The organism is Kitasatospora sp. NPDC058184 (assembly GCF_042883725.1).
Classification (GTDB): Bacteria; Actinomycetota; Actinomycetes; order Streptomycetales; family Streptomycetaceae; genus Kitasatospora.
Genome location: NZ_JBHVVE010000009.1, coordinates 345078 through 363029 on the forward strand (window position 1 = coordinate 345078; position 17952 = coordinate 363029).

General features: G+C 75.0%; 13 protein-coding genes. 7 read left to right on the plus strand and 6 right to left on the minus strand.

Translation table 11 applies throughout. The features are described 5' to 3' along the window. Positions 1-24: 24 nt before the first annotated feature. Positions 25-2682, minus strand: a complete 2658-nt coding sequence (locus ACFVXH_RS19890; RefSeq protein ID WP_387825530.1) for an NACHT domain-containing protein — start codon at positions 2680-2682, stop codon at positions 25-27. Between the two features lie 238 nt (positions 2683-2920). Between ACFVXH_RS19890 and ACFVXH_RS19895 the strand changes: the two genes are divergently transcribed. Both ACFVXH_RS19895 and ACFVXH_RS19900 read left to right on the plus strand, forming a co-directional pair. Next, positions 2921-4537, plus strand: a complete 1617-nt coding sequence (locus tag ACFVXH_RS19895) for an SMI1/KNR4 family protein (RefSeq protein WP_387825533.1) — start codon at positions 2921-2923, stop codon at positions 4535-4537. A gap of 174 nt (positions 4538-4711) precedes the next feature. Next, positions 4712-5650: a winged helix-turn-helix domain-containing protein gene (locus ACFVXH_RS19900; protein WP_387825536.1), complete on the plus strand. Its 939-nt coding sequence runs from the start codon at positions 4712-4714 to the stop codon at positions 5648-5650. A gap of 70 nt (positions 5651-5720) precedes the next feature. Here ACFVXH_RS19900 and ACFVXH_RS19905 read toward each other — a convergent pair whose 3' ends face one another. Beyond that, entirely contained in the window at positions 5721-6125 is a 405-nt protein-coding gene (locus ACFVXH_RS19905; RefSeq protein ID WP_387825539.1) for a hypothetical protein, read from the minus strand. 256 nt (positions 6126-6381) lie between these two features. Between ACFVXH_RS19905 and ACFVXH_RS19910 the strand changes: the two genes are divergently transcribed. Then, a complete protein-coding gene (locus tag ACFVXH_RS19910) occupies positions 6382-7143 on the plus strand; it encodes a sirohydrochlorin chelatase (RefSeq protein WP_387825541.1) in 762 nt (253 codons plus the stop codon). 39 nt (positions 7144-7182) lie between these two features. Here the strand turns inward: ACFVXH_RS19910 and ACFVXH_RS19915 are convergent, their stop codons facing one another. Beyond that, complete coding sequence (locus ACFVXH_RS19915; protein WP_387825543.1) at positions 7183-8388, minus strand: S8 family serine peptidase; 1206 nt, start codon at positions 8386-8388, stop codon at positions 7183-7185. A gap of 227 nt (positions 8389-8615) precedes the next feature. Between ACFVXH_RS19915 and ACFVXH_RS19920 the strand changes: the two genes are divergently transcribed. Continuing rightward, the gene (locus ACFVXH_RS19920; RefSeq protein ID WP_387825545.1) at positions 8616-10013 is read left to right on the plus strand and encodes a carotenoid oxygenase family protein; all 1398 of its coding nucleotides are present in this window, start codon (positions 8616-8618) and stop codon (positions 10011-10013) included. A gap of 11 nt (positions 10014-10024) precedes the next feature. Then, entirely contained in the window at positions 10025-11368 is a 1344-nt protein-coding gene (locus ACFVXH_RS19925; RefSeq protein ID WP_387825548.1) for an aldehyde dehydrogenase family protein, read from the plus strand. 24 nt (positions 11369-11392) lie between these two features. Here the strand turns inward: ACFVXH_RS19925 and ACFVXH_RS19930 are convergent, their stop codons facing one another. Beyond that, positions 11393-12136: a hypothetical protein gene (locus ACFVXH_RS19930; protein WP_387825551.1), complete on the minus strand. Its 744-nt coding sequence runs from the start codon at positions 12134-12136 to the stop codon at positions 11393-11395. 261 nt (positions 12137-12397) lie between these two features. After that, positions 12398-12811, minus strand: a complete 414-nt coding sequence (locus ACFVXH_RS19935) for a MarR family winged helix-turn-helix transcriptional regulator (protein WP_117485742.1) — start codon at positions 12809-12811, stop codon at positions 12398-12400. An 82-nt stretch (positions 12812-12893) separates the two neighbouring features. On the opposite strand from ACFVXH_RS19935, the gene ACFVXH_RS19940 reads away from it, so the two are divergent. After that, entirely contained in the window at positions 12894-13706 is an 813-nt protein-coding gene (locus tag ACFVXH_RS19940) for an SAM-dependent methyltransferase (protein ID WP_387825555.1), read from the plus strand. A 20-nt stretch (positions 13707-13726) separates the two neighbouring features. Here the strand turns inward: ACFVXH_RS19940 and ACFVXH_RS19945 are convergent, their stop codons facing one another. Continuing rightward, the gene (locus ACFVXH_RS19945) at positions 13727-14398 is read right to left on the minus strand and encodes a helix-turn-helix transcriptional regulator (protein WP_387825558.1); all 672 of its coding nucleotides are present in this window, start codon (positions 14396-14398) and stop codon (positions 13727-13729) included. Between the two features lie 162 nt (positions 14399-14560). On the opposite strand from ACFVXH_RS19945, the gene ACFVXH_RS19950 reads away from it, so the two are divergent. After that, positions 14561-17830 (plus strand): cytochrome P450, encoded by a 3270-nt coding sequence (locus tag ACFVXH_RS19950; protein WP_387825561.1) that lies wholly within the window; start codon positions 14561-14563, stop codon positions 17828-17830. Positions 17831-17952 lie beyond the last annotated feature (122 nt).

Genomic DNA, 17952 nt, shown 5'->3' on the forward strand with positions numbered 1-17952 from the left:
GCCCTCTCCGGCCCTTGGCCCGCGTCACGGCCGCCAGCGCCCGCCGGAGAGCTCGGCGAGCGCCTCGGTGAGGTCGGGAGGCAGGGTCCGGACGACGTTCATCGGTTGCACCAGGTACCACCCGTCCCGCCCCCGCCAGCGGGCCGGGGGCAGGGGCGCTCCCGTCCGCGGCCGGACGTGGATGCCGTGGACGGGGGTGTCACGGCCGCGGAGGTGCACCCGGCGGACGGCGACCTCGTCCACGTCGCGCCACTCGTAGCGGCAGCGGTGCCGGCCCGTCCGGGCGGCGATGAAGGTGTCGGTGATGTGCAGTTCGATGTGCCGCCGGCGCAGGAGGCTGATCAGCATCACCAGCAGGCCGAGGGCGGGCACGCCGACGATCGGCTTCCAGGAGTCGAGTCGGTCCCAGGTGCCGCTCACCGTGATCCGGACCAGGTGCAGGCCCAGCAGGGCGCCGAGCGGGCCCCAGTGCGCGAGCATGACGGCGCGGACGCGGCCGGTGAGCAGGTACGAGTCCGGGTCGCGCCGTACGGTGAGGCCGCGCCAGGTCGAGGCAGGGGGCAGGGTCAGGTCGGCGAGGGGACCCGTCGCGACCGTCGTCGCTCCGTCCGGCGTCGCCCGGGGCGCGGGGACCCCTGCGGCCCGCTGACCTCCCGAACCTCCCGAGCGGGGCCCGGCCTTGGCGGCCAGGTGCTGCTGGAGCCGCAGGTTGCGGAAGCGGTACGTCCCGGCGGTGCGCTGGAGCAGGCCGGCCCGGTGGGCGTCCCGCAGGAAGGTCATCAGCGGCCAGGGCAGCCGGCCGACGAGGGCCAGCGAGCACCGGGCCAGCAGCCACCGGCTCCACGGGCTGAGCAGCAGGAACGTCGCGCCGGCCCCGCACCAGGTCGCCAGCGGATAGGACCAGTCCACCTGGCTGTACCGGTAGAGGTGGGTCCGCGACCAGTCCATCAGCCCGATCCCGGCGGCGAGCAGTGGTGCGAGGACGAGCAGCGTCACCAGGACCGAGGTCCGCTCCGAGCGCAGCAGCGCGTCGGGGGTCGCGGCGTCCACGGTGTCCGAGGGGGCCGCCAACGCGACCATCAGATAGGCGGACAACAGCACCGCCGCCACCAGTGCGAGACCCTCCGCCGCCGGTGCCAGGAGCTGGAGCACGACCAGGGCGAGGATCACCGGCGGCCCGCCGATCACCACCGTGAGCCGCCAGGCCCGGCCCAGCCTCCCGTTGCGGCCGGCCGAGCGCAGGGCCCCGGCGAAGCGCAGCGGGTTGACCCGCCGTCGGGGTGTCGAGGTCTCGTCCCCGAACCAGCCCTGCCCGGCCGTGCGGACCAGGCCCGCGAGGGCGACACCGAGGCCCACGGCGGTGCCGAAGCCGAAGGGGTGGCCGGAGCCCCCGACGGCCCCGAGCCCCAGGTCGATCAGCACCGACAGGGCGATCCCCACCACGATCAGCGCGGGCGCCGCCAGTGCCCGCGGCAGTGGCGCGCCGAACAGCCGCCACCAGGCCAGCTCGGCGGTCTCCTGGCGGTCCATCAGCCGGGCCAGGAAGGACAGCCAGGCCCGGGCCCGGTCCGGTTCCCACCGCCGGGGCGGGTGCAGGCGGTCGGGCGCCGGCGGCAGCGGCGGGAACGAGGCGGGCACGATCCGGTCGAGCAGGTGCTGCTCCACCTGCCAGGCGGTCGCGAAGCGCCCGCGGTCCAGCAGCTCGCCAGGGTCCGCCGGGGCCTGCTCGTACCCGCGCCGCAGCAGCCAGACCATCAGCGGTGTCGACAGCGCCCGGCTCACCGGGCTGCCGGGCGCCGTGCGGAGTTCGGCGAGCAGCGGCGCCCACTGCGCGGCGCGCGAGGGCTGCCGGGCCCGGTGCAGGTAGGAGGCGACGTCGCCGGGGGCCAGCGGCAGCGCCTCGATCGCCGAGTCCACCCGGAGCACGTCCCGCTGGGTGGCCACCAGTTCGCGGTAGGGCTCGGTCCGGCAGATCAGCACCACCCCGCCCTCCTGGCCCAGTTGGCGCCCGAGGGCGCCGAGCACGGCGGTCCGCCGGTGCTCGGGCAGTTCGTCGAGGCTGTCCAGGACGGGCAGCAGGCGGCGCTCGCTCACCAGTCGGCGGGCGGGGTGGAGCCCGTCCACCCGGGGCAGACCGGGGTGCTCCTCGGTGATCCGGCCGGCCAGCCAGTCGTGGAAGTTGACCCGCTCGGCGTCCCAGGACTCCAGCGAGAGCATGACGGGCACCGGGACGTCCTCGCCGCGGGTGAGCCGGCGGGCGAGCAGCTCCAGGGTGAGCAGCACGGCGAGGGTCGTCTTGCCCGCGCCGGCCCCGCCGAGGATCAGCAGGCGGCGGTGGTCGAGTCCCAGCAGAGCCTCCGCCATCGTGCCGACCCGGTCGCCGCGCCCGCCGAGTTCGGCCCCCGGCGCGAGCGCGGTGCGGCTGTGCACCCAGCGGACGGCCAACGGTTCGGGGTCGGCCATGTCCCAGGCGTCGGCCTCGGCCCGCCACTGGTACAGCAGGCTGCGGGCGAGCCGCTCCTCGGCGAGGCCGAGCGGTGTCTCCGCCGCCACGGCCCGGGGCGGCACGGTGAGGTGCAGCTCCCCGTTGAGCACACCGATCTGCACCAGGTAGTGGACCGTACTGTCGGTGACGACGTTCCGGATGTTCGTGGGCCCGTGGCCGTCTTCGAATTCCACCACTCCCCGGCTCCGCCCCTGTGTCGACCGCTGCCGCGCGAACTTCCTTTCTACCAGCGCCCGTCCACCCTGTTCGACGGACCGTCGGTTCTCCCGCGGTTCCGGTCCGGGCCGGGCGGACGGGCCCGGCCCGAACCGGTACTCGGCCGGAAGAGCACCAGGCCGACTGGTCTCACCCAGCCCGTGCGCCCGGCACCTCGGCCCACGGGGCTGTCACAGCCCCCTGCGATGATCGCCGGCAGTGTCGACAGAACCGGAGCAGAGCATGGCCGAGCAGGTGGAGCAGGGCGTCGCGCGGGTGGCCGAGAGCATCGCGGCGAACGCGCCCGAGGGATGGACGGAGGCGGTGCTGGCCAGCCGCCAAGGCCTGTTCGGCCTGGGCGTCTCCGGTCGGTACACGATCGCCGGTGAGAAGCCGCGGCCGGTCCACGGGGCCGCGATCTTCCAGGGCCTGGGCGACGTGACGGCGGCGGTGGGAGCGGCCCGCGGTTGGGAGCGCACGAATCTGGAGATGCGGTGCCGGCCGTCCGGCGAGTTCGCCCTGACGGCGTCCCGGCAGGTCGTCTCCCGCCTGCACGATGCCCGTCCCGGGTTCCTGGCCGTCCTGGACCACGACTGTCGGCTGTCCCAGCCGGGTTTCGCCCAGGAGGAGGGCGGCGCTGCCCCGGCGGGCGATCCGGATCTCGCGGTCACCCGGCTGCGGGCCTACCTGGAGCGGCGTGCCGACATCCTGGGACACGCCGAGAGGCTGCCACCGCCGGTGACCACCACGGCACTCGACGACGCCGAGCGCCGGCTCGGCCGGCCGCTGCCCGCCGACCTGCGAGCGCTCTACCTGATCGCCGACGGCAGTGGGGACGAGGCGCTCGGCCTCTTCGGCAGCCTCGCCTGGATGCCCCTGGCACGCCTGGTCGCCGTCAACGCGAACCTGTGGGAGCCGGTGTGGTCCGGCTGGGAGACCTCCTGGGACTCGGTCGTCCTCGACGCCGAGCCGCTCGACACCGTCCGGCGCTGCCACGAGCACCCGGGCTGGCTGCCGTTCGCGACCGCCGACGACGGCAACTACCTGGCGGTCGACATGTCCCCGGCCCGGGCCGGACGTCCCGGCCAGGTGATCCAGATCGGCCGCGACTACTACGACGGGCCGCTCTACGTCTGCGACTCCGTCACCTCACTCCTCGCCCGCTACCTGGACCTGCTGGAGCGGGACGCCTACGAAGTGGAGGAGGACGAGGTCGACTACATCGAGTTCGTGGAAGGCCCACGTGAATTCGGCTCCAGCCCCGAGCTGGTGGCGGACGGAATTCCTCAGGACGTCCCGCCCGGCGTTCAGACCGTCCTGATCCACTGCAACGCCCCCAGTGGGCTCATGGACCTCACCCCGCTCACCGCCGCTCCCCACCTGCGGCGCCTCGAACTCCACCGCCGCCCTGTCGAGGACCTGTCCCCGCTTCGGGAGCTGCCCGTCGAGTTCCTGGGCGTCACCCTGCACGGCGGCGACCTCGCGCCGCTCGCGGGCCACCGGTACCTGACCGCCCTCGACCTCGCCACATCCGGGCCCGTCGACATCGCCCCACTGCGCACCGTCCCGAACCTCCGCGGCCTGGACCTCTCCCGGGCGGAGGTCCGGAACCTCACCGCGCTCGCAGAGTGCCCCGACCTGCGCTACCTGGCCCTCACCGCCGGCCAATGGGCCGTCCTGCTGGACCAGGGCGCGCTCCCGGCCACCCTGGCCGCCGCCCGCCTGGCCGGAGCGGAGGTGCCCGATGACGTGGCGCTGGCCTGGGCCGAACGACTCGGGCGGTTCGTCGGGGAGCCGTTCACCGTCACCGGGACCCTCGCTCCTGACGGCGGGTGAGAACGGCCGCGACCGACGGCCGCCGCCGGCCGCTCCGTTGACGTCCCGCGCCGTCCCACGGTTTACCGTCCCGTACGAGGAGGTACCGTTCGCCTGGCAACGGTCCGCGCGCGGGGCGGGAAAGGGTGCGCCGGCCGGAGGAACCTGAGCGGGACTCTCGTCGAGGGGGCAGCGATGCCGACGACCGCCGGCACGGGCCGGCCGCTCACCGCCGAACTCGGGCAGCGGGAGCGCGAAGTGCTCCACGCGGTCGGCTGCGGGCTGAGGGACGACGAGATCGCCGCCGCCCTGGCCTCCTCGGAGGAGGCCGTGTCCGAGCAACTCGCGGGGATCCTCGGGAAGCTCGGGCTGCGTGACCGGGCCGCCGCCATCGTCCACGCCTTCGACTGCGGACTGGTCGCCCCGGGCCGCGGCCCCCGCGTGCGGCCGGTGCGCGCGGCGGCGCGGGGCACCGTCGGCCGTACGGTCGGGCCCGCGGTGCGGATCGCCGTGCTCGGGCCGCTGCGGGCCTGGCAGGGCGGACGGCCCTTGGAGCTCGGGCATCCGCGCCGGCAGGCCGTGCTGGCGGCGCTGGCGCTGCGCGGGGGACGGGCGCTCAGTCGGCAGGAACTGCTGGACGGCGTCTGGGGGTTGGAGCAGCCGGTCACCAACGTGGTGCCGGTGCACATCTACCGGCTGCGCAAGATCCTACGCATCGGGGACAGTCCGGACTCGGTGATCGGGCACGACCGGGGCGGCTACCGGCTGGTCTCCGGCGCGGCCGAGGTGGACCTGGCGCGGATGGAGGACCTGGTCACCGCCGCCGGCGCGGCCCACTGGGCGGGCGACCCGGCCGAGGCGGTCCGGCTCTGCTCCCAGGCGCTCGTGCACGGGATCGGCTTCGCGTTCCGGGGCGCGGCCCTGGAACCGTCGCGGGTCCGGATACGCCTCGGCGGAAGGGCCGGAGGGGGTGCCAGGTCCGGTTCCGAGATCCTCGCGCGCGCCGGGGTCGGGCTCGCGGCAGGGTTGGTGGGCGGGGCCGGGATCGGTCTCCTGCAAGGGGTCGGCAGCACCCTGCGCTCGGGGGACCCGGAGACCGCCCTCATCGCGTCTCCGGCCCCAGCCGCCGGGTGACGGCCGCGCGGCGAACACGGAACCGACCCGGCCCCGACAGGGACGGCGGCTGCGCCCGGTCGGGGCCTGGTCAGAGGTGCTGGACGAGGCCGAGGCCCAGGGCGATGAGCGCCGCGGCGAGGAGGAGGGCTCCGCCCCGGGTGAGGTGGGTGCCGGGGGAGGAGTGGCCTTCGGTGCCGAGGGCGAGGTGCAGGAAGAAGCCGCCGGACTGGGCGAGCACTCCGGCCAGCAGGAGGATGCCGAAGAGCCACTCCGTCCCGGAGGAGAACCCCGCGCGGGGCAGGTAGAGGAAGTAGACCAGGGACAGGATCAGCAGCACGCCGGCGTGGGCGTGCCCGGCACGGAAGGACCGTTCGCGCAGCGGGGTGAGCGTGCCGTTCTGGACGGTGGTCAGCTGCAGCAGCGCGTGTCCGCCGAACTCCACGGTCACCAGCGAGAAGACGGCGACAGCCGGCAGGAGTGTGGACGCTTCCATGGTGGGCCGCCTTCGAGGTGTCGGGCCGGGCAAGTGGTCGCAGGCTACGGGGGCATCCGCCGGGCTCCCGCCGGTCGCGGGCGGGGCCCGGTACGGGTCCACCCGGATGCGGGGCGCGAGGAGAGGTCGAGGGCCGGTAGGACCTGCTCGTGGCCGCCTGCGCGGCGCCACCGGGAAGGCTGGTCACGGACGGTAATCTGACGGTCACTTCCTTGTATTCGCAGTACTCGCACCGCATGACGAGGGTGGTACGACAGTGACCGACGTGATCAAGACGCTCAAGCCGCTCGCCGAGCGGGCCCCGAGCGCACTGCTCCTGCTGGCGCACGGCAGCCTCGCGCCCGAGGCGCAGGAGTCCACCCGGGCGCTCGCCCGCGCGGTCGAGGCCTCCCACGGGAGCCGGGTCGAGGTGGCCTTCCTCCGGCACGCCGGCCCCACGGCCCGTGAAGTGCTGGGCGCGCTCGCCGAAGCCGGGCACGAGGAGGTGGTCGTGGTGCCGTTGCTGCTGACCGCCGCCTTCCACGCCCGGGTCGACCTGCCCAAGGCGCTGCTCGACCCGCCGGGCAAGGCGCCGATCGTGGCGCCGGTGCTGGGCGGTCCCACCGGCGTGCCCGACGGCCGGCTGGTCGCGGCGCTGCGGCGCCGGCTCACCGAGCTGGACGTCGAGTTCGACGCGGCGGTGCTGGCGGCGGCGGGCAGCGTCGACGCCGCCGCGTCCTCGTCGGTGGCCGCGATGGCGTCCGCGCTGGGCACGGAGCTCGGCCTGCCGTGCCGGGCCGCTTTCGCGTCGGCCACCGAGCCGACCCCCGGCGAGGCGGTGGCGGAGCTGCGCCGGGCCGGGGCCCGCCGGATCGCGGTCGCGTCCTACTGCTTCGCCGCCGGCCTGCTGTTCCGCGTGACTGTCGAGGCCTCGACCGCGGCCGGCGTGGTCGGTGTCTCCCAACCGCTGGGCGACGCACCCGAGTTGGTCGAGCTCGTCCTGGAGCGCTTCCACCAGGCGCGTGACGCGCAGGTCTGACCGGCGGTAGCTCTACCCCGCCGGTCCGGCCCGGCGGTGCTACAGGTCGTCGGTGAACAGCAGGAGGTTGGGGGTGCCCTCGCGCACGTCGGTCAGGACGTCCGGGGTGGCGGTGTACTGGAGGAAGTCGGAGACGTCGATCGGCTCGGCGTCCGGGTGTTCCGCGAGGTAGAGGGCGGCGGTGCCGGTGACGTGCGGCGCGGCCATGGAGGTGCCGCTGAGGGTGGTGCTGCCGCCGCCGAGCTTGGCGGACAGGATCGCCTGGCCGGGGGCGTGGAGGGCGACGCAGGTGCCCCAGTTGGAGAAGTCGGCCTCCTCGTCCCGCCGGTTGGTGGCGGCGACGGTGACGACCCCGTACGCGGAGGCGGGGGAGACGGTGCAGGCGTCGACGGCGTCGTTGCCGGCGGCGACGACGGGCAGGACGCCCTGGTCGGAGAGCGCGGTGGCGGCGTCGTTGACGGCCCGGGAGCGTTCCTCGCCGAGGGAGGCGTTGAGGACGGCGGGGTACCGGGCGTTGCTCGCGACCCAGTCGAGGCCGGCGATCATCTGGGCCTTGTCGCCGTTGCCGGCGCAGTCCACGACGCGGACCGAGACGAGACGGGCCTGCGGGGCGACGCCGTAGGTGCGGCCGCCGACGGTGCCGGCGACATGGGTGCCGTGGCCGTGGCAGTCGAGGCCGTCGCGGCCGTCGCCGATGGCGTCGAAGCCGGGGACGGCGCGCCCGCCGAACTCCGGGTGGGTGTAGTCGATGCCGCTGTCGAGGATGTAGGCGGTCGCGCCGGCGCCGTGGCCGCGGGTAGTGAACTGGCCGTCCAGGGGCAGGTACCGCTGGTCGATGCGGTCCAGGCCCCAGGTGGCGGCCGGTGCCCGGGTGGTGTGGCCGGGCCGGTCCGCACCGTCGACGGGGGTGGGGAGGCGGAAGGCGGTGTTCTCCTCCACGGCCTCGACGGCGGGACTGGTCCGTACGGTGTTCAGCAGGAGCGGGTCGAGGGCGGCGGCGAAGCCGTTCAACGCGGCGCCGTAGGTGAACCTGGGGGTGATGCCCAGCGCTCGCAGGACCTCACCGGGGTCGCGGCCGTGCTTGAGGGTGACGATGTACTGCCCGGGTACGGCCCGGGCGGAGTGCGCCACGGCCAGGGGCACGGCGGGGGCGGGCGGTTGGGCGCCGTGCGCGGCGGCGGGGGTTGTGGCGGGCAGCAGGGCCAGCAGCAGGGCCGCTGACGCCCGGCGGAGGTGTAGGTACACGGATGTGCTCCGATCGGTCGGGATCACGGTGGTGAACGACGGCTGCCCGTACGGGTGGCGGGCGCCGGGAACGGACTACTCGTCCGTGCGTCGGGTGCCGGAGCGGACGCGGGGCCGGGCGGTCCGTTGCGGGACGGGCCGTCACCCGCCGGGTGGGTGGCTCGTTGAGCCGGGTGCGCCGCCCCGCGTGCGCAGTGGTAGTCGGAAGCGGCCTGAGGGAGTCTGCGGTGTCCACCGTCACCAACCCGTTCACCGGTGGCTACGCCCCGGTGGAGGAGGAAGTCACGGCCTTCGACCTGCCGGTCACGGGGACGATCCCGGCCGAGCTCAACGGCCGGTACCTGCGCAACGGGCCCAACGGGATGCGGCCGGAGGACCCGCGGCCGCGGCACCTGTTCGCCGGGTACGCCATGGTGCACGGGGTGCGGCTGCTCGACGGGCGGGCCCGGTGGTACCGCAACCGGCTGGTGCGCAGCGCGGCTGTGGCCGAGGCGCTGGGGGAGCGGCCGCGCCCCGGCGCCGTGCCGCGGATCGCCGATGTCGCGCCCAACACCCACGTGATCGGGCACGCCGACCGCACCCTCGCGCTGGTCGAGGGCGGCTTCCGCCCGTACGAACTCTCCTACGAGATCGAGACGGTGGGGGCCGGCGACTTCTGCGGCACGCTGCCCGACGGGTTCGCCGCCCACCCCAAGCTCGACCCGGTCACCGGCGAGCTGCACGCGATCACCTGGCAGCGGGACGACAGCGAGAGGCTGCGCCACCTGGTGGTCTCCCCGGAGGGCGTCGTCGTGCGCGCCGTGGACATCCCGGTCCCGCACCGGCCGGTGGTGCACGACATGGCGCTGACCCGGAACTTCGCCGTCGTCCTCGACCTCGCGGGGCGCGTCAGCATGCCCGACAACCTGGCGCGCAAGACGTATCCGGCGGTCTGGGACGAGACCCGTGGCGCGCGGGTCGGGCTGCTGCCCCGCAACGGCACCGAGGTCCGCTGGTTCGAGGTCGAGCCCTGCTTCGTCTTCCACACCCTCAACGCCCACGAGGACGGCGACCGGGTCGTCGTCGACGTGGTCCGCTACCCGAGGATGTTCGCCGGCGGCGCGGTGGACGGGCAGAGCAGCCCCTCCCTGGACCGCTGGACGGTCGACACCGTCTCCGGCACGGTCGCTGAGACCCGGCTGGACGACCGGCCGCAGGAGTTCCCGGCGGTCAACCCGGCGGTGGTCGGCGGTGCCCACCGCTACGGCTACTCCACCGTGGCCACCCCCCTGCTGCGCCACCTCGCCGCGACGGCCGACGACCTGGACGCGCTGCCCCCGGAGGCCGCCGGGGACGCGTTGATCAAGCACGACCTGCGCCGGCAGTCCAGCACCGTACGGCAGTTCGGCGCGGGCCGGTACACCGGTGAGGTCTCCTTCGTGCCGAGGGAGGGCGCCCGCGGCGAGGACGACGGCTACCTGCTGACCTACGTCCACGACCCCGAGCGGGGCGCGAGCGACCTGGTCGTCCTCTCCGCCGAGGACTTCACCGGCGCCCCGCTCGCCACCGTCCACCTGCCGGTGCGGGTGCCGGCCGGCTTCCACGGCAGCTGGATCCCCGACCCCGTCCGAGAGGACTCCCAGTGAACACTCCGGCTGTGACCGCGCCCTCCGTGACCGCGCCCGCCGTATCCGCCCCGGCCGAGACCGTCGCCCGGCTGCGCGCGGCCTTCCGCACCGGCCGCACCCGGCCGCTCGCCTGGCGCACCGAGCAGCTGGCCGGGCTGCGCGCCCTGCTGACCGGCCACCGCGAGGAGATCGCCGACGCCCTCCACGCCGACCTGCGCAAGCCGCGCGCCGAGACCGACATCGCCGAAGTCGACTTCACCGTACGGGAGATCGACCACACCCTGCAGAACCTGGAGCAGTGGCTGCGCCCCGAGCCGGTGCCCGCCGCCGCGCTCACCCGGCTGCCGCCGGGGACGAGCGCCCACACCGGCCACGCCCCGCTCGGGACCGTCCTGGTGATCGCGCCCTGGAACTACCCGGTGCAGCTGCTGCTGGTGCCGGTGGCGGGCGCGATCGCCGCCGGCAACACGGTGCTCGCCAAGCCGAGCGAACTGGCCCCGGCCTGCTCGGCCCTGCTGGCACGGCTGCTGCCCCGCTACGTCGACCCGGCGGCGATCGCCGTGGTGGAGGGCGGCGGGGAGACGACCACCGCCCTGCTCGCCGAGCGCTTCGACCACATCCTCTACACCGGCAACGCCCGCTTCGGCCGGACGGTGCTGCGGGCCGCCGCCGAGCACCTGACCCCGGTCACCCTCGAACTGGGCGGCAAGTCACCGGTGTTCGTGGACCGCGGCGTCGACCCCGGGGCGGTCGCCGCCCGGCTGGCCCGCGCCAAGTTCTCCAACGCCGGGCAGACCTGCGTGGCCCCCGACTACCTGCTGACCGACCCGGCCACGGCCCGCGCGCTGGAAGGCGCCCTGGCGCGCGCCGTCACCGAGCTGTACGGCCCCGACCCGGCGCGGTCACCGGCGTACGGGCGCATCGTCGACGAGCGGCACTTCGACCGGGTCGTCGCCCTCCTCGACTCGGGCCGTACGGTCTTCGGCGGGCAGCACGACCGCGCGGACCGCTACATCGCGCCCACCCTGCTGGCCGAGGTGGAGCCGGACGCCCCGGTCATGCGGGAGGAGGTCTTCGGCCCCGTCCTGCCCGTCGTCGAGGTCGCCGGCCTCGACGAGGCCATCGCCTTCATCAACGACCGGGACCACCCCCTCGCCCTCTACGCCTTCACCGAGGACGGGCACGCACGCCGCCGCCTGGCCGAGGAGACCGCCTCCGGCGCCCTCAACTTCGGCCTCCCGGTGGCCCACCTGGGCATCCCGGAACTCCCCTTCGGCGGGGTGGGGGAGAGCGGCTCCGGCCGCTACCACGGCCGCTGGTCCCTCGACACCTTCAGCCACCGCCGGGCCTGCCTGGACGCGCCCCTGGTGTGACCGGCCGGGGCCGGATCCCCCCGGCTAGTAGTCCCAGGACATCGTGGCGGTGATGGCGGTCAGGACCAGCCAGCCGAGGAGGGGGAGGGCGATGGTGAGGGCGAAGGGCCACTGGGCGGTGATGAGGATGATGCTGCCGAGGACGGTGAAGAGGACCAGGAAGGGGAGGACGGCGAGCGGGAGTGCCCAGCTGACGAGGCGGCGCAGGAGGAGGCCGTAGACGGCGAGGACGGTTCCCGTGCCGACCAGGAGGGCGAGCTTGAGGGCGGTGAGCCAGGGGGTGCTCTGGACGGTGGAGCGGTGGCCCTGGTGGGAGAGCTCGACCACGCGGCCCCGCCAGAGGGTCAGGTCCACGTTGACGCCGTTCTCCAGGCTGTCGTAGAGGCCCTCGGTGACGCTGTAGGTGGCGGTGGGCACCGTCTCACGGGAGACGGTCAGGCCGTAGGTGGTGGAGTCTCCGTTCGAGTCGGTCTTCTTGGCCGTCACCCGGCCGGTCTCCTGCTTGGCGCAGTCCGCGCCGGGTGCGGTGGCGGGGGCGCCGCAGACCGGGGCGCCGCGGTAGGCGAGCGCCTCGTCGTAGGTGTCGACGAACCAGGAGAAGCCGAGGGCGACGGTGGACAGGCCGATGACGACCAGCAGGGCCTGGGCCACGATGCGGGCGGCCGGGGCGGCGGACCGCCGGCTGTGGTGCCGGGGGTGGCGGGGTGGCGGGGAGGCCGCCTGGTCGGTCGGCGGAGTCGGGACGCGGTCGGTCGGCGGCTCACTCATCGTCGTCGCTCAGCGCCGGCCCCGCCAGCTCGCGCTTCCGGTGCAGCCAGTCCCGGAGCTCCGCCGTCTCCCGCAGCCCGTCGCCGCCGGCGACCTTGATCCGCGCGTCCATCGCACTCCCTCGGCCTCGCCCGGGCGCCTCCCGGGTTCAGTCGGGATGATGGCAGGGGCCGGCGGTGGCGGGGGAGTGGCCTGGCGAGCTTGTGACCGACTTGTGGAACTCGGCCGGGGCGTGGGGCTGGTGGTGCGCCCGGCGGCGGGTCAGGGCAGTAGCAGGCCGGCGAGTTCGTCCAGCAGTTCGGTGACCCTGCGCGCCTTCTCCGGGTCGGGGACGGCCTTGGCGATGACGGGCTCGGCGGGCCGGGCGACGTGGGCGCGGATGGCGTGCCGGGCCGACTCGGAGACGGTCAGCAGGGTGCGGCGCCCGTCGGCCGGGTCGGCGGCGGCGTCGAGCAGGCCGCGTTCGCGCAGCCGGGCGACGGAGACCGAGACGTGGCTCTGGGCGAAGCCGGTGCGGACCCGGATCTCCTGGACGGAGGTGGCGGGGTGGCGGTACACGTCGGAGACCACGGCGATCTCCCCGGCGCTGAGGTGCTCGGCGGCCGGGTCGGTGATCATCGCGCGGCCGAGTTCCGTCAGCCGCTTGCCGAGTCTGAGGAGTTGCACGCCGTCCATGCCCGCAAGAATACATCTTCACCGATATATCTCCACCAATACATCTTCACTGATGCATCGGCGCCGATGTAGATTGCCGAGCATGACGACCTCCGAACCGCTCAGCCCGGTCTCCCGCACCGCCCTGTCCGTCGCCCGGGTGCGGGCCTACGAGAGCTCCCGACCCGACCCGCTCTTCGTCGACCCGTACGCCCTCGCCTTCGTGGACGCCGCCGGCCTCGAACCCGCCCTCTCCGGCCCGGTCAGCAGCCTCGCCAAGGCCCTCGTCGCCCACGGCATCCTGCGCACCCGCTTCTACGACGACCGGCTGCCGGCCGCCGGCGCCGACCAGGTGGTGGTGCTGGCGGCGGGCCTGGACACCCGCGCCTACCGGCTGGACTGGCCGTCCGGCACCCGGGTGTTCGAGCTCGACCTCGGCCCGGTGCTGGACTTCAAGCAGCAGGTCCTGGACGGCCTCGGCGCCGTGCCGAAGGCCCGGCGCACCGCCCTGCCCGTCGACCTGGTCGACCCGCGGTGGCCCGAGCGGCTGGTCGCCGCCGGCTTCGACCCGGCCCGGCGCTCGGTCTGGCTCGCCGAAGGCCTGCTGGTCTACCTCGCCCCGGACGAGGCGGCCGGGCTGCTCACAGCGGTGGCCGGGCTGGCCGCCCCGGGCAGCCGCCTCCTGCTGGAGCAGGGCGGGGACGTGAGCCGCACACCGCAGGACCCGGCGCTCACCCACCTCACCGGGCTGTGGCGCGGCGGGCTCGGCCCGGGCACCGGCGACTGGCTGGACGGGCACGGCTGGACGGTGGAGACCACCGCCCTGACCCGGCTCGCGGAGACGTACGGGCGCCCGCTCCCGGACCCGTCGACCACGAGGGCGTTCATCGAGGCGGAGCGGCGTACCGCGGACTGACGCCCGGGCCTGACGGATCATCACTCCGGGTCGGCGGGCTGGGGCGGCCAGGTGTCCGGGGCCAGGACGCCGGTGGTGTAGGCGCGGGCGACCAGGGCGGTGCGGTTGGGGACGCGCCAGCGGCGGGAGAGCCGGGCCAGGTGGTAGTTGACGCCGTCCGGAGTGATGCCGAGGGCCCGGGCGATCTGCGCGGTGGTGTCGCCCCGGGCCGCGGCGGCGAGGATGCGGGCCTCGACCGGGCTGGCCTCGGCCCGGGGGCCGAACGGCGGGGCCTCGGCCGCGGGCTCCGCCGCCTGCAGCGACAGCAGGAGGTTCGGGGTCTGCTCCGGGGTGTCGCTGACCAGGTCGACGGTCATCTCGCCGTGCCGCTCGGTGCCGCCGGCGGGCGTCCAGGAGACCCGGGCCGGGTACTGCGAGCGGCGGTGCAGCCGGACGGCCTCGGTGAGCGCCTCCAGGGTGCCGGTGTCCCGCAGGGTGAAGAACTCCAGAATCCTACGGTGGCGCAACTGGCCCGGCAAGCAGCCGAATTCGGCTGCCATCGCGCGGTTGACGATCAGGATCTGCCCGCCGAACTCGCACACCGCGATGGGCATCGGCACGTGGTCCATCAGCCGCAGCGCCCGGTTGCGCCAGATCACCGCCGGGTCCAGGCGGCCGCCCGGCAGGGGGGCGCAGTCCTCGGTCGATCGCATCGGTGGTTCTCCTCTCCGGGGCCAGGGCTGACGGTTCGTGGGCAAGCCCGTCGGAGCCCCTGGTACTACACAATCATGTAGTGATCGGGGTCTGACCTTCCGCCCGGTGGGCGCACAGTGGTGGAAGACCGAAGTTTTCCTGCCGTGGGAGGGGCCACAGCGATGACCGAGACCGTGGAGAGCACGACCGAGGGCCAGTGGACGGCCGAGGACGGGTGGACGGACGGCGGCGAGCGGGCGGACGGGGCCGGGAGCGGTCGGGCCGTCCCCCTGGTGGACATCTCGTCGGCGCCGCCGATCGCCGCCCCGATGCTGCGCACCATGGAACTGGCCAGAGAGCACGGCCCGGCCTTCGTCCAGCGGCTGCACGGCCGGGACAGCCTGATCGTCAGCGGGCTGGAGCTGGTCGAGGAGCTCGCCGACGAGACCCGGTTCACCAAGTCGATCGGCCCGGGCCTGGAGAACGTCCGCCAGTTCACCGGCGACGGCCTGTTCACCGCCTACAACGACGAGCCCAACTGGGCCCGGGCGCACGACATCCTGATGCCGGCCTTCGCGCTCGGCTCGATGCGCACCTACCACCCGGTGATGCTGCGGGTGGCCCGCCGGCTGGTCGACTCCTGGGACCGCCGGGAGGCCGCCGGACTGCCGGTGGACGTGCCCGGCGACATGACCCGGATGACCCTGGACACCATCGGACTGGCCGGCTTCGGCTTCGACTTCGGCTCCTTCGAGCGGGACGAGCCGCACCCCTTCGTCGAGGCGATGGTGCGCTGCCTGGGCTGGGCGATGAACAGGCTCACCCGCGACCCGGAGGCCGACCACCGCGAGCGGGACACCGCCTTCCGGGCCGACGCCGACTACCTGGCCGCCGTGGTGGACGAGGTGATCGCCGCCCGCTCCGCGGAGGGAACCGCCGGGGAGGGAGCTGTTGGGGAGGGCGAGCAGGCCCCGGCCGAGGACCTGCTGGGCCTGATGCTCGGCGCGGTCCGCCCCTCGGACGGGACCCGGCTGGACGCCGAGAACATCCGCAACCAGGTGATCACCTTCCTGATCGCCGGCCACGAGACCACCTCGGGCGCGCTCTCCTTCGCGATGTACTACCTGGTCAAGCACCCGACGGTGCTGCGCCAGGTGCAGCGGGAGGTGGACGAGCTCTGGGGCGACCAGGCCGACCCGGAGCCCTCCTACGAGGACGTCGGACGGCTGCGCCACACCCGCCAGGTGCTCAACGAGGCGCTGCGGCTGTGGCCGACGGCGCCCGCGTTCAGCCGGGAGGCCCGCGAGGACACCCTGCTCGGCGGCCGCATCCCGCTGCGCGCCGGGGAGACCGTCTTCGTCTCCACGCCGATGCTGCACCGGGACCCGTCGTGGGGCGACAACCCGGAGCTGTTCGACCCGTCCCGGTTCGACCCCGAGTGCGAGGAGGCCCGCTCCCCGCACGCCTTCAAGCCCTTCGGCACCGGCGAACGCGCTTGCATCGGACGGCAGTTCGCGCTGCACGAGGCCGTCATGCTGCTCGGCATGCTGGTCCACCGCTACCGGCTGATCGACCACGCCGACTACCGGCTGACCATCAAGCAGACGCTCACCATCAAGCCCGACGACTTCACCCTCGGCCTCGCCCGGCGCACGCCCGGCCGGGCCGCGACCGCCTCCGGCTCCACCGCTGCTGCCACCGGCACCGCCGAGCGGCCCGGGACGGCCGGGCGGGTCCGCCAGGGGACCGGGCTGCTGCTCCTGCACGGCTCCAACTACGGCGCCTGCCGGGAGTTCAGCCGGCAGCTCGCGGAGGCCGCCGCCGACCTCGGCTGCGAGACGGAGACCGCCCCGCTGGACGCGTACGCGGACGGGCTGCCCACCGACCGGCCGGTGGTGATCACCGCCGCCTCGTACAACGGGCAGCCGACCGACGACGCGGCCCGGTTCGTCCGCCGGCTCCAGGAGGCGCAGGACGCCGGGGAGGGGCAGGAGCGCGGGACGGCCGAGGGCGTCGAGTACGCGGTGCTCGGCATCGGCGACCGCACCTACGCCGCGACCTACCAGCGCGTCCCGGGGCTGATCGACGACCGGCTCGCCGCGCTCGGCGGCACCCGGCTGCTGGCCCGCGCCGAGGCCGACGCCTCCGGCGACCTGGCCGGCACCGTACGGCAGTTCACCGCCGAGCTGCGCGAGACCCTGCTGGCGCGCTACGGGGACGCCGACGCCCCCGCCGAGGCGCGGCCGGCGGCCGCCTACTCGGTGACCGAGGTGACCGGCGGCCCGCTGGCCGCGCTGGCCGCCCGGCACGGCATGGCGGAGCTGACCGTCACCGCCGTCGGCAGCCTGACCGACCCCGCGTACCACCGGGTCAAGCGGCTGGTCCGGCTGGCCCTGCCGGAGGGCACCGGCTACCGGACCGCCGACCACCTCACCGTGCTCCCGGCCAACGACCCGGCGCTGGTCGAGCGCGCCGCCAAGCTGTTCGGCGCCGACCTCGACACGGTGCTGGGCATCGTGGCGCACCGGCGCACCGGACTGGCCGTCGACCGCCCGCTGACGGTGCGCGAACTGCTCACCCGCCACGTCGAGTTGCAGGACCGGCCGAGCGCCGAGCAGCGCGCCGCCCTGGCCGCGCTCAACCCCTGCCCGCCCGAGCAGGCCGCGCTGCGGGCGCTGCCCGAGGACGACCCGCGCACCCTGCTGGACCTGCTCGAGGACCACCCGGCCCTCCAGGGGCGGCTCGGCTGGCCGGTGCTGCTGGAGCTGCTGCCGCCGATCCGGCCGCGGCACTACTCGATCTCCTCCTCGCCGGTCGGCGACCCGGGCCGGGCGGAGCTGATGGTCTCGGTGCTCAGCGGGCCGGCCCGTTCGGGCCGGGGCACCTTCCGGGGCACCGGCTCCGGCTACCTCGACCGGGTGGCCGTCGGCGACACCGTGCTGGCCCGGGTCCAGCCCTGCCGGGAGGCGTTCCGGATCGGCCACCGGACCCCGGTGGTCATGATCGCGGCCGGCACCGGCCTGGCGCCCTTCCGGGGCGCCGTCGCCGACCGCCGGGCGCTGCTCGTCGAGGGGGCCGGGCTCGCCCCGGCGCTGCTGTACTTCGGCTGCGACGACCCGGACGCGGACTACCTGCACCGCGGTGAGCTGGAGGCGGCCGAGCAGGCCTGCGCGGTCTCGCTGCGGCCCGCCTTCAGCGAGCGGCCGCGGGACGGGCGGCGCTACGTGCAGGACCGGATCGCCGCCGAGGCGGCCGAGGTCTGGGAGCTGCTCGAAGCCGGTGCCGAGGTGTACGTGTGCGGCGACGGCGCCCGGATGGCGCCGGGCGTCCGGGAGGCCTTCCGGACGCTGTACCGCGAGCGCGTCCCGGGCGCGGACGAGCAGCGGGCGCAGGCCTGGCTGCAGGGGCTGATCGAGGCCGGGCGGTACGTCGAGGACGTGTACGCGGGCTGACGGCCCACCCCTCCTGACATGGCCGTGGGGGGGGGGGCCCCCGGCCGGGGGGCGCCCGCCCGCGGGGCGGGGGGGGCGGGCCGGGCCCCCGGGCCGGTGAGGCGGGGGCGGCGCCGGGAGCT

Bases quoted from the DNA above. Each gene is read 5' to 3' on its own strand.
- ACFVXH_RS19900 (WP_387825536.1), top strand. From the start codon at position 4,712: ATGCCGACGACCGCCGGCACGGGCCGGCCGCTCACCGCCGAACTCGGG.
- ACFVXH_RS19905 (WP_387825539.1), bottom strand. From the start codon at position 6,125: ATGGAAGCGTCCACACTCCTGCCGGCTGTCGCCGTCTTCTCGCTGGTG.
- ACFVXH_RS19935 (WP_117485742.1), bottom strand. From the start codon at position 12,811: ATGGACGGCGTGCAACTCCTCAGACTCGGCAAGCGGCTGACGGAACTC.
- ACFVXH_RS19950 (WP_387825561.1), top strand. From the start codon at position 14,561: ATGACCGAGACCGTGGAGAGCACGACCGAGGGCCAGTGGACGGCCGAG.
- ACFVXH_RS19945 (WP_387825558.1), bottom strand. From the start codon at position 14,398: ATGCGATCGACCGAGGACTGCGCCCCCCTGCCGGGCGGCCGCCTGGAC.
- ACFVXH_RS19930 (WP_387825551.1), bottom strand. From the start codon at position 12,136: ATGAGTGAGCCGCCGACCGACCGCGTCCCGACTCCGCCGACCGACCAG.
- ACFVXH_RS19940 (WP_387825555.1), top strand. From the start codon at position 12,894: ATGACGACCTCCGAACCGCTCAGCCCGGTCTCCCGCACCGCCCTGTCC.